Source organism: Nocardia ignorata NBRC 108230 (assembly GCF_001612905.1).
Classification (GTDB): Bacteria; Actinomycetota; Actinomycetes; order Mycobacteriales; family Mycobacteriaceae; genus Nocardia; species Nocardia ignorata.
This window is the reverse complement of sequence record NZ_BDBI01000020.1, coordinates 69,848-81,770: the sequence shown is the minus strand read 5'-3', so window position 1 is coordinate 81,770 and position 11,923 is coordinate 69,848. Positions and strand designations below refer to the sequence as shown.

Annotated in this window: 7 protein-coding genes and 1 pseudogene; 5 read left to right on the top strand and 3 right to left on the bottom strand. The window is 66.5% G+C overall.

The window, feature by feature from the left end:
- Positions 1 to 44 precede the first annotated feature (44 nt).
- Positions 45 to 983: pseudogene (locus NI2_RS17290) on the bottom strand (YeiH family protein); the annotation flags it as partial.
- Between the two features lie 271 nt (positions 984 to 1,254).
- Here NI2_RS17290 and NI2_RS17285 point away from each other — a divergent pair.
- From NI2_RS17285 to NI2_RS17265, 5 genes are read left to right on the top strand one after another with little or no spacing between them, the layout of a single operon-like run.
- On the top strand, positions 1,255 to 1,665 hold the full coding sequence (locus NI2_RS17285) for a hypothetical protein (RefSeq protein WP_067492073.1): 411 nt from the start codon (positions 1,255 to 1,257) through the stop codon (positions 1,663 to 1,665).
- Positions 1,662 to 2,282 (top strand): hypothetical protein, encoded by a 621-nt coding sequence (locus NI2_RS17280; RefSeq protein ID WP_067492072.1) that lies wholly within the window; start codon positions 1,662 to 1,664, stop codon positions 2,280 to 2,282. The genes NI2_RS17285 and NI2_RS17280 overlap by 4 nt, the downstream gene beginning before the upstream one ends.
- Before the next feature lie 3 nt (positions 2,283 to 2,285).
- Entirely contained in the window at positions 2,286 to 9,404 is a 7,119-nt protein-coding gene (locus NI2_RS17275; protein WP_067492071.1) for a putative T7SS-secreted protein, read from the top strand.
- A complete protein-coding gene (locus tag NI2_RS33865; RefSeq protein ID WP_133733767.1) occupies positions 9,401 to 9,805 on the top strand; it encodes a hypothetical protein in 405 nt (134 codons plus the stop codon). The genes NI2_RS17275 and NI2_RS33865 overlap by 4 nt, the downstream gene beginning before the upstream one ends.
- A 55-nt stretch (positions 9,806 to 9,860) precedes the next feature.
- Positions 9,861 to 10,508: an SMI1/KNR4 family protein gene (locus NI2_RS17265; RefSeq protein ID WP_067492069.1), complete on the top strand. Its 648-nt coding sequence runs from the start codon at positions 9,861 to 9,863 to the stop codon at positions 10,506 to 10,508.
- A gap of 72 nt (positions 10,509 to 10,580) precedes the next feature.
- On the opposite strand, the gene hisG is transcribed toward NI2_RS17265, so the two are convergent.
- The gene (hisG, locus tag NI2_RS17260) at positions 10,581 to 11,432 is read right to left on the bottom strand and encodes an ATP phosphoribosyltransferase (RefSeq protein ID WP_067492068.1); all 852 of its coding nucleotides are present in this window, start codon (positions 11,430 to 11,432) and stop codon (positions 10,581 to 10,583) included.
- Positions 11,433 to 11,489: 57 nt separating this feature from the next.
- Positions 11,490 to 11,753 carry a phosphoribosyl-ATP diphosphatase gene (locus NI2_RS17255; protein WP_067492188.1) on the bottom strand — a complete coding sequence of 88 codons (264 nt, stop codon included), beginning with the start codon at positions 11,751 to 11,753 and terminating at the stop codon, positions 11,490 to 11,492.
- Positions 11,754 to 11,923 lie beyond the last annotated feature (170 nt).

The following is an 11,923-nucleotide window of genomic DNA, read 5'->3' as shown; positions in this document are numbered from 1 at the left end:
GCAGCCCCTCCGATACCCGCCGGGCGAGCAGGCGTTCGACCACGTCACGCCGCGAAGCCACGGAACAGCAGCACCGAAAGGCCGAGTCCGGCAGCGAGGTTCACCAGCACCGCCGAACCGAAGGCGGCGATCGGCCGCCACCCCGCCTCGCGCAATCCGCGCAGCGAGAATTCCAGGCCGATGGACACGAAGGCCAGGATCAGGAACCAGGTCCGCAGGTCGTTGACGATCGCGATCTGCGCGGCACCGGTCTTCTTGTCGACCGATTGCAGGTACAGGGTGCCGATGATCGACGCCGCGACGAACCCGAGCACGAATTTCGGGAACCTGGCCCAGAATTCACCGAGGCTCGGGCGCGCGGCACCCGGCGTGCGGTCGACCCGGAACGCGAACCACGCGGTGAGCGCGATCGCGACGAGTCCGATCAGAGCGTTCTGCGTCGTGTTGACGATCGTCGCGATCTGCAACGATTCCTCACCCGCGAGCGCACCGGCGGCGGCCACCGCGGCTGTGGTGTCGATAGTGCCGCCGATCCACGCACCCTCGACCGCATCCGAAAGCCCGAGAAGGTCGGCGAGCCAGGGCAGCAGGAAGATCGACGGCAGCGCGAAGATGATCACCAGCGAGGCCGCGTACGCGATCTGTTCACGCCGCGCCTGCACCGCTCCGGCCGCCGCGATGGCCGCGCTCACCCCGCAGATCGACACCGCGGACGACAGCAGGGCGCGCAGTTTGTCGTCGAGCCCGAGCACCCCACCGAACCACCAGGTGAATCCGAAAACAATGGTGATCAAGGCCAGTGCCTGCACGATCGCGGGCGCCGCCGCAGTCACCAGAATCTTCAGATCGACGGAGGCACCGAGTAGCACCACGCCCGTCTTGATGAAGAACTCCGTCCGGAACCCGGCCGAAAGCCGCTCCCGCAGAACGAGTTTGCCGAGCACCACATTGCCGATCAGGCCGATCGCAATGGCGTACACCGGGCTCTGCTTGCGACACTGTCACTCCTTGCGTCCTCATCGAGAACCGGAAACTAACCGCGCCACCCGCCCGCACACACCGATTACACTCACCCTGAACCGATCTCGACCGATCGACCGCCGGGCTCACGACCTCGGCATTCACTCCCGTCGCACACGGAATCGCGCGAATTATCCGACAAACCCCCGGATTACAGGACTCCCTACGACGGCCGCCATTCGCGTACACTGCCGTTCGAGAGTGAAGGACGGGGCACGGGGGAGGTTGCGTCGGATGTCCGATGGCGACGGCAGGGAGCGCCTCCACGCCGAAATAGCCGCCTTCTACGCGGGATTCGGGCAGCCGGAAGAGTTGCACGCCGCGTTTCGACAGGCGGCCCTGCTGGTTCCGCTCACCGCCGAGCACCGGGTCTTCTTCCTGCCGTTCGGCGGTGTCGACTGGTTGTGCACGTTCACCAGCGTCGAGGAATACGCCCGATTCATCGCCGCGCGCGATCGCCTCGACGACGCCACCGACCTCGACCAGGACTACCGCTACCACTGGATTTTCGGGCGACGCCTGCACGACTACCTGGACACGCGCGACGACCCCGCCGGAATCGCGATCGACATCCTCGGATCCGCGCCGATGGCGTTTCCACCTGATCTCACCGAACACGCGACAGACGGGCAGGGCATGCGATGACCACGGTGAAAGTCGACCCGGCGGTGCTGCAGCAGGCCGCGACGGGCATCGAAGGCACCATCGGCGAGCTGTCGGCGATGGGGATCGGCGAAACCGGCAATATGGGCCGGGGATTCGCGCTGCTCACGATGTCGACGCTCGAGGCAGGCAAACACACCGTGCAGAAGACCTTCGAGGAGTTCACCGAGCGATGGTCGTGGGGCGTGCGCGCCCTGGTGCAAGCAGGCAACTCGATCGCCCGCACGCTCGGTTTGGCGGCGGGCCGCTACGACGAAATGGAAACCAAGTCCGAGGACACGCTGAAGACAATGTGGACGCATATGGCGGGCAATCCACATCTGTCGGGTGAGGAGATCACCAAGCGTTCCTGGGGTGAGACGTTCGCCGACAATTCGTTCAACCACATTCGCAACGCCGATTACAGCGCGAAGTCGTTTCAGGACGCCAATCAGCACATTCAGACCAATATGAAGGTCATCGAGGCGGTCGGACCGCAGGCGTACGCGAATATCAGTCCGGTGACCGGCAGCCTGCTGGCCGGTGAATCTCCCGGCTGGAATACCGGTGCGGCCGAGCGAGCCGCGGAGATCATGAAGAAGGAGCAGGGGGGCCAGTAACCCGTGGGGATCGGCGAAATCTTCGACAAAGTCGGCAGCGCGATCGAAGACGGCGTCGAGAATGTCGTCGAGGGTGCCGGCCAGATCATCGACGACGGCCTGGACGTGGTCGGTGACGCCGCCGAACATGTCGGGCTGGAGAAGATCGGCAATGCGCTCGACGATCTCGGCGACAACATCGCCTCCGCGACCGGCGGCGACGTCGAAGAGGAGGAGCTGGGGCAAACAGAGGACCCCAAAGAGCTGATCCTGGGCGAGCCGTCCGAAATCGGTTCGGCCGCCGAGACATTGACGAAGATGGCCGAGGCGATCGAATCGACGGGTCAGGCGTTGCAGAAGATCGATGCCGCCGAATGGACCGGTAAGGGCGCCGACGCGTTCAATGCCGTCTACGACAAGCAGCCGAAACTCTGGTTCGACGGCGCCGACGCGATGGCGGCCGCGGCGGAGGCGCTGAAGGCCTGGCAGAACGAGGTGAAAGCCGCCCAGGACAAGGCCCAGACCGCCATCGACCGCTGGAAAGCGGCCGACGCCGAAGAACGTCGCCAGAAGACCTGGTGGAACGGCCTCACCGGCGAGCAGCAGCAGGCCAATCCGCTCATCGACACCTGGACGGCCATTCGCAACGAGGCGCGCGAGATTCTGCGCGGCGCACGGGTGCAGCGTGACAACGGCGCATCGATCGCGGTCGGCGCGATCGAAACAGCTACCGAGCGGGCACCGAAGGAACCGCCGTTCAGTGAGCGGTGGATCGCGAATATCTCCGACCTCAAAGGGGTTTTCGACCACGCTGCCCTGAATTTCACCGCCGGTTTTCTCACTGCGGTCACCGGAATGGTGCAACTGGTGCGTCAGGTGAATCCGACCGATATCTACAACATCACCCATCCTGCCGAATACGCCAAGGGGCTGTCCGATCTGGGAACCGGACTCGTTGTCGCCGTGGCCGATCCGGGTGCGGCGGTCGACGCCATCCTCAAAGAGGCCAGGGCCAACCCGTTCGAATTCGCCGGGTCGCTCGCCCCCGACCTCATCCTCACGGCCGCGACCGGTGGTGGTGGCAGTGTGAAGACAGCGATCTCCGCGCTCAAACGCGGCGCCGACGCGGGCAGACGCGTGTCGGGCAACGGCGCCGACCCGAACCCCACTCCGACTCGGGCCCCGGAAACCCCCAGCCCGACCCGAGACGCCGACCCGCCAGGGCAGACCGCGCCGCGTGAGGGTGCGGGGCTACCGCAGAACGACCGAGGGTCCTCCCCCTCTGACGTGCGGCCCGTCGAGGCGAGCCCACAGCGCGAGGCCCCCACCCAGCGCACCGAGGACATCGGCGGCTACTCGAACGCACCCGAGAACCCCGAGCCGCGCCAGGCCGAGCCGGCACCACGAACACAGCAGGAAGAGCCGGTCCCGACCGCCGAAAACCCGGGCACCACCCGCGATCCCGAGCCCACCACCGAGGCGGCGCCCACCCACACACCGGAACACACCCCCGACCCCGAGCCGCCGACAAGCCGCCCGGAACCGCGCCCCGAAGCGGCGGGAACCACGAACCCCGACACGTCCGCCCCGACCCAGCGGGCAGAGCCTTCGCCCACCCACACCGACCAGTCACCGACACAACGCACAGAACCGGCCTCGACCCACCAGACCGACAACACGCCGACCTCGCGATCAGAACCCACGCCGACACAACAGACCGACAACACACCCACCTCACGTACCGACCAGCAGGACGACAGTCCGGCGCAGCGCTCGGACCCGACATCCACCGACTCGCCGACCCAGCGCGCCGAACCCACGCCCACACAGCGCTCGGAGCCTGAATCCACTCAACACAATCCGAGTTCGCCTACGGCTACCTCCGATATTCCGCACACGCGAACCGACGGACACCCGGATTCCGGCGCCCCGTCGCGCACGGAACCGGACGGCCGGTCGACCGCCCGCAACGACGCCGACCACCCCTCGAGCAGCCCTTCCTCCCCGGACACCGCGACTACCCGCCCTCCACAGACTGCCGACACCTCACCGGCCTCGACCAACACCAACACGACGACCGCCTCGGCCACCCAAACATCGAACCCAGCCACCTCCTCCCCCCTCTGGCAACCGGGCCCTGCCACCCATGCGGACGCTGGCCAGAGCCCCCGCAACCCCGACGCGACACCCATACGCCCCCACTCCACCCCGCCGAGCCCAACCCACACCCCACCGTCGCCGCCCCGGCCCGATACGACATCCGCACGCCGACCACCTGATTCATCACCCACGCCACGACCGACCGTGGACACCCCACGCGCGGGCGTCTCCCCTGACCCGTCGGCCCGGCTGAACGGGAACTCACCGGTCACCGCCAGCCGCCCCGACACCCCGCGCGCTCACCCGACCCAGTCGGCTCACCCGAGCTCTCCCACCGGCCTTCCCGACCGAGGACCGAGTCGTCCCGTCGACGACGGCACGAACCCCACCCGCACACCCGACCCAGACCGCGACGCACCCACCGACCGGACCCCCGGCGGCGATCCGAACACCTCTACCGATCGCACGCCCGACCCACACCGCGCCCCGCAGACGGATCACACACCGGACCGCGACGTGCCAACCGACCGCCATCCGGACCACGACACCCCCACCGACCGCGATCCGGGCACCCCAACCGATCGCACGCCCGACCGCGACACACCTACCGACCGCAGCCCAGACCGTGGCCCCGACAACGGCAACGATCGCGACGTACCGACCGACCGCACACCGGATCGCGACCCCGAAACCAGCAAGGATCGTGACCCGGACTCCGACACGCCCACCGCGAAAGACCGGGCGGACGCCGACAGCGATGCTCACGACCAGGCGCGCAATTCCGGGGCCGAGCACGATCGCACACCCGAACAGAAGACCTGTTCCACCGATCCCGTCGATATCAGCACCGGCGAATTCCTGCTGCCCGAAACGGATCTGGAGTTGCCTGGGGTGCTGCCGCTGGTGCTGCGCCGTTCGCATCATTCGAACTACCGTTTCGGGCGGTGGTTCGGGACGTCGTGGTCGTCGACCCTCGATGCTCGCGTCGTCGTGTCGGACGACGGCGTCACCTTCCTCGGCGACGAGGGCATCATGCTCGCCTACCCGCACGCCGAGGTCGGTGAGCCGGTGCGGCCGCTCACCGACGGCCAGTCCTGGACGCTGACCCGCACCGACGCGGGCGGTTACCGCGTGTGGGATCAACGCCGCGAACTGATCTGGCATTTCGCCCCGGAAGCCCACCTCGACAACCTCGATGTCGAGCTCGGAAACTTCGCGGTCTCGGCGATCACGGACCGTCACCACAACCGCATCCGGTTCCATTACGACGCCGACGGTGTGCCGGTCGAGGTGTCGCATTCCGGCGGTTACCGGGTGCGCGTGGAGTCCGCGCACGGCCGCGTCACCGGCCTGGTGTTGCTCACCGACGGCGAGCACGGGCTACCTGTGCGCGAATTCGGTTATACGACAGGGTTGTTGACCTCGGTCACCAACGCCGACTCGGCGACGACCCGGTACACCTACGACGCCGAGCACCGGATGACCTCGTGGACCGATTCGAACGGCAACCAGATGGTCAACACCTACGACGATGCCGGTCGAGTGGTCCATCAGCGCGGCACCGCGGACATCCTGAACTGCGTCTTCGCCTATGTGGACTTCCCCGGCGGCGCGGGCAGACTCACCGCCGTCACCGACTCCCTCGGCGCCGTCACCACCCACGGGTTCGACCGCGAGTTGCAATTGCGCGATCGGGTCACCCCCGACGGCGCCCATTTCCACACCGACTACAACGCCGAACGCAAACCACTGACCGTCACCGGACCCGACCCGGACACGACAACCACCTACCGCTACAACGGCGCGGGTGACCCGGTGGAAATCGTTCGCCCGGACGGTGTTTCGCTCGCGTACGACTACGTCTGGCGTCACCGCCCGAGCACCATCACCACCGCCGACGGTTCGGTGCACCGCCGGGAATGGTCCGACAACGGCGATCTGACCGCCGCCGTCGATCCCGCCGGTTCCCGCACCGAGTTCACCTACCACCCCTCGGGTGCGCTGGCGAGCGTGCTGGTCGGCGGCGCGCGCACCACCATCCACACCGACGCCGCCGGGCTGCCGATCATTCTGATCGATCCGCTCGGCGCGACGACCCGCATCGACCGTGACGCCGCGGGGCGCCCGATCCGAACCGTCGACCCCACCGGCGCGGTGACCACCTACGAGTGGTCGCCCGCCGGAAACCTGCTGCGCAGAACCGATCCCGACGGCCGGACGGAGTCGTGGGCATACGACGGCGAAGGCAATATCGTCGCCCACACCGATCCCGCCGGGGGCGTCACCTCCTACTCCTACCGCGCGTTCGACCTGCTGCGGTCACGTCGCGATCCCGACGGATCGCTCACCCGCTACGAGTGGGATACCGAACGTCGCCTCACCGCGGTGCACAATCCGCTCGGCCAGACCTGGACCTACGAATACGACCACGCGGGCCGGCTCGTCGCCGAAACCGATTACAGCGCAGCGCGAACCACGTATACGTGGGATTCCGCAGGCCGAATCGCCACTGTCACCCCGGCGACCGGGATCAGCCGCCACCACCGCTACGACATTCTCGGCCGGTGCACCGAGGTCGCCACCGACGACGGTGACTGGATCCGCTATACCCACGACCCTGCGGGCCGGGTGCTCACCGCGAGCACCGGCAACGGTGACAAGCATCATCACGTCATCGAATACACCTACAGCTCAACGGGCTTGCTCGAAGCCGAACAGATCGACAATCGGCCGCCGATGCGATTCCGGTACGACCAGCATGCGCGCCGGATCACCCGCACCAGTCCGACCGGGGCCGAAACCACCTGGCATCACGACTTGACCGGACGTGTCGACCGGCTCGGTGTCGGCGGCCACGACGTCAGCTTCGAGTACAACCTCGCCGGACATCTCACCCGCTGGCGCACCGGCGAGGTCGCGGTCGATCGTCTCGTCAGCGCGCGCGGACAACTCGTCGGCCAGGAGGTCATCGGCTTCCCCGCCCGTCTCGTGTCCCTCTCTCTGGACCGGGCCGCGCGACCCGCGCCACAACACCTCCGCCGCGACGAATTCCTCTATCGCGCAGACGGATACCTCACCTCCCACGCTGTCAGCCGCCCGAACATCCCGGTCACGCACCACGACTACACCCTCGATGTCCGCGGCCGCGTCACCACCGTCGCCCGCAACAACCACCCCACCGAGCGCTACGGCTACGACCCCCTCGGCAACCTCACCGGCACCGCCCGCGAATACCGCGACAACCTGCTCGTCCGCGACAGCGACACCGAATACCACCACGACCCCGCCGGTCGCCTCATCCGCAAAACCACCGGCGCACGCACCTGGCACTACCGCTACAACAGCTTCGACCAGCTCACCGACGTCTACACCCCGGACCGGCAGTGGTGGCACTACACCTACGACGCCCTCGGCCGCCGCACCACCAAACAACACCTCGCAACCGACGGCACCGTCCTCGACCGCACCGACTACACCTGGGACGACACCCACCTGATCGAGGCCACCACCGCCACCAGCACAACCCGCTGGGAATACCACCCCGGCACCCACCTCTCCCTCACCCAATCCGTCGACGACGCGGCCACCTCCGAGTTCCGCGCGATCATCACCGACCTCGTCGGCACCCCCACCGAACTCATCGACCCCGCCACCGCCGCAACCACCGCCACCGCGACCACCACCCTCTGGGGCAAAACCACCTGGCAGGGCACCACAACCACCCCCCTCCGCTTCCCCGGCCAATTCCACGACCCCGAATCCGACCTCCACTACAACCTCCACCGCGTCTACGACCCCCACACCGCCCGCTACCTCACCCGAGACCCCCTCGGCCTCACCGCCGCCCCCAACCCCCACACCTACCCCCACAACCCACTCACCTGGCGCGACCCTCTCGGCCTCATCCCGGACTCGTGCGACAGCGATTCGTCCGACGACACTCCCGATCCCAACACCGTCAACCCGCCGGACCCCACGCCCACGCGACCGACCGCCGACACAGGGCAACCCCGCACCACACCGGACACAGTGCCCGATCCGAACGCCGACGCGGGCACCACGCGACCGGGATCGAGCGACACAGGGCCGCCGACTACCAACACACCACGAGGCCGACAAGAGCCGTTCGGCGACCGCCGCGATGCGGTCCGCGACCGGATCACCCCACCACGACGGGTCGTCGACGGACCCGAACTCGACCCCACCAATCCCGACCACGCGAATACGCGCGGCACGCTTCGTCCCGATGACTATCCGCTCCCCGTGCCGGACGGCCCTCCGACCCGAATTGTCAACGGAACGACCGATTCCGGCACCCGGTACACCGACACGATTTACGGAGACCCACCGAACCACACAGTTGTTCGTGATTACCCGCCACGTTCGGTCGAGTACAAGACACGTACGGGCGGTACATTCAGGGCACTCCGCCACGAGCAGCACGTCATCCATCCGCCGGATGCCGACGGAAACGTCCGCTCGTTCTCGCGGTCTCAAGTCGGTGACAACGTAGTCCGTACCGAATCACTCAACGGACGCCATGTTTCTACCCAAGGCGTCATCCGGCACGACTTCTCCAGCAGCGACAAGGTCAAGCGCAAAGGAGACAGTCCCGAGAGCACGGCAGCGACGAACACAGGTCACGAGGGAGTGGACCCTACAGGCACGGGCCTCCAGTACGATGGCGGCCACGCGTCCAGCTACCGAACGACTCTGGACCGAGGGTTGGCGAACCTCTTCGCACAGGAGCGGTGGTTCAATCAGAAGGAGTTCAAGGCGCTGGAGGCTGGTATTGCAGATTGGCCCTCATCGGGCCCTGGCCGGGAAACACGCATCGGTTTCTACACTGATCCGCCAGGTGCAGTCACACCCGACAGGGTGACGGGGCGGGTACGCATGCAAGACGCCAATGGGGAGACATTCCGTCAGTTCCCGATCGATTTCAGCAACCATGGCGGGAACACGTTCAAGCGCATGGATTACGGGATAGACCGAAAAACGTTCAACAGTTACTCGAAGGATCGAGATCAGGAGGATCAGTGACCGATATCGACGAGGTCGAGGTTACGACAGAACTGGTGCAGGCAGCCGCTGATGCCGGAGCACTCGTATACCCTGATTGGGATTTCGTGGTTGCGACCAGGGTACATCCTTCGCAGGGCGTTGGCACTTGGGAGGTAGCTGCGTACCGGGGGGATGACGGCGCAATTGTCGATCTATTCGACCACAGAGAAATAGACAACCGAGTGCAAACCAATTCAGCCGAGCTGCTGGCAGCACAGGGTCCAGAATGTATGGGCCTGAAGTGTTCCGTCGCCCGATCAGGACAATTTCGGATCGAATACTCCTACGAAATCGATGAGGCGATCAAATGGGCGAACCAGGTATTCAGTGGGCTCCCACCTGAGCAACTCGTGGACATCCTGCGACCGCATGACCTGTAAGCAATTCTCGAGGTCGCAGCACCGCTGAGCGGCCGGTCAGATCAGTGGGTGACCGATGAGCGACGTAACGAACCTGGCGCACCAGATCTGGAATCTGTTGGTGAAGAAGGGATTCGAGCCGGTTTTGCGGCGCGGGTCCGGGGATGTGGGCCGATACCAGGAGTGGACCGGCGTGCCGGCTCCGCCGGAGGTCGCCGATTTGTGGTCGGTATTGGCCGGTCGCGACATTCTGGGGATGTGTCTGGAAGGCCCTGACTCGGCGGGGCAGTACGTGGCCGCGCGCGCGAACGAGGCCGAATCCAGTGGCCCCGGAGAACCTTTCGAGGAACTGGACGGCTCGACCGATGGTGCGGTACGGAAGGTGTGGTGGGACCGCGGTTGGTGTGCCCTGTACGCGACGGCCGATCACGCGATAGCGGTCGATTCGCATCCCGGCGCGACAGGGCAGGTCGGGCAGGTGGTGTACTGCGAAATGGACATGTACGGCGACCGCGAAGCGGTATGGGAGTCGGTCGAGGATTTTCTCCGTGATCTGCTGGCGGTGATTTCCTCGGACGGGCTGATCGTGGAGGACGGGTTCGGGTTGCTGGCAGGGACGGATGGTGATCGGTACCTGGTGTCGATGGCGGTCCTCGAGATGGGGCAGGCACGGCGCGATGGTCGCCCCGTGCCGCTGGTTGCGTTCGCCGACGACCGGAACTGAACAGGCGACCGCCGGAACGCACGAAGGCCCCCTCCGGCACGGAACCGGTGGAGGGCCTTCGAACAGGTCGACTCAGAATGCTCGGCAGGAGCGGATGTCGGTGGCGAGGATGGCCTTGGCACCCAGCTCGGCCAGACGGTCCATCAGCTCGTTGCCCTGCTTACGGGGGACCAACGCGCGCACGGCGACCCAATCGGGGTCGCGCATGGGCGAGACGGTCGGTGATTCCAGGCCGGGGGTGATGGCGGCGGCTTGGTCGAGCAGCGACTTGGGGCAGTCGTAGTCGAGCATCAGGTACTGCTGGGCGAACACCACGCCCTGGATGCGGTTGATGAGCTGGTTGCGGGCGCGGTCGTCGCGGTCGGCACCCGTCCGCTCGATGAGCACGCCCTCCGAGTCGCACAGGGACTCGCCGAAGGCGACGAGGTTGTGCTGACGCAGGGTGCGTCCGGAACCGACCACGTCGGCGATGGCGTCGGCCACGCCGAGCTGGATGGAGATCTCGACGGCGCCGTCGAGGCGGATCACCTCGGCCTCGATACCGAAGCGGGCCAGGTCGGCGCGCACCAGGTTCGGGTAGGAGGTGGCGATGCGCTTGCCCGCTAGGTCTTCGACCTTCCAGTCCTCCCCGGCGGGGGCGGCGTAGCGGAAGGTGGAGCGGCCGAAGCCGAGGGAGAGGCGTTCGGTGACCGGGGAACCGGAGTCCAGGGCCAGGTCGCGGCCGGTGATGCCGAGGTCGAGTTCACCGGAGCCGACGTAGATGGCGATGTCCTTGGGCCGGAGGAAGAAGAATTCGACCTGGTTGGCGAGGTCGAGGACGGTGAGGTCACGGGAGTCGGTGCGTTTGCGGTAGCCGGCCTCGCTGAGGATGGAGACGGCGGATTCCGACAGCGAGCCCTTGTTGGGAACTGCGACGCGCAACATGGAAGGTGGTCCTTTCGGGGGATGACGGGAGGAGTGTCGAATCGGACGGATCAGCCGTCACAGATGTCGGTACACGTCCTCGAGCGTCAGCCCGCGACCAACCATCATCACCTGCACCCAGTACAGCAACTGGGAGATCTCCTCGGCGAGGGCTTCGTCGCTCTCGTGCTCGGCGGCCAGCCAGATCTCACCGGCCTCCTCGAGCACCTTCTTCCCCTGGAAATGCACGCCCGCGTCCAGCGCGGCCACGGTGCCCGACCCCTCGGGACGGGTCTTGGCACGCTCGGTCAGCTCGGCGAACAGGGACTCGAAGTTCTTCACGATCAGCAATGCTATTTGAGCGCTGGCGCGCTCGAGTTCGCGGCCCCACCGGTCCCGTCGATCAGGCACCGTTGCTTGCTCCTTCGTCGCCTACGCAACGGCACCTGATCGACGGGACGGCCGCGAACCCGCCGCTGCGCGGCGGACCCTCCTCGAGGTCGGGTGCGCGG

Bases quoted from the DNA above. Each gene is read 5' to 3' on its own strand.
- NI2_RS17285 (WP_067492073.1), top strand. From the start codon at position 1,255: ATGTCCGATGGCGACGGCAGGGAGCGCCTCCACGCCGAAATAGCCGCC.
- NI2_RS17280 (WP_067492072.1), top strand. From the start codon at position 1,662: ATGACCACGGTGAAAGTCGACCCGGCGGTGCTGCAGCAGGCCGCGACG.
- NI2_RS17265 (WP_067492069.1), top strand. From the start codon at position 9,861: ATGAGCGACGTAACGAACCTGGCGCACCAGATCTGGAATCTGTTGGTG.
- hisG (WP_067492068.1), bottom strand. From the start codon at position 11,432: ATGTTGCGCGTCGCAGTTCCCAACAAGGGCTCGCTGTCGGAATCCGCC.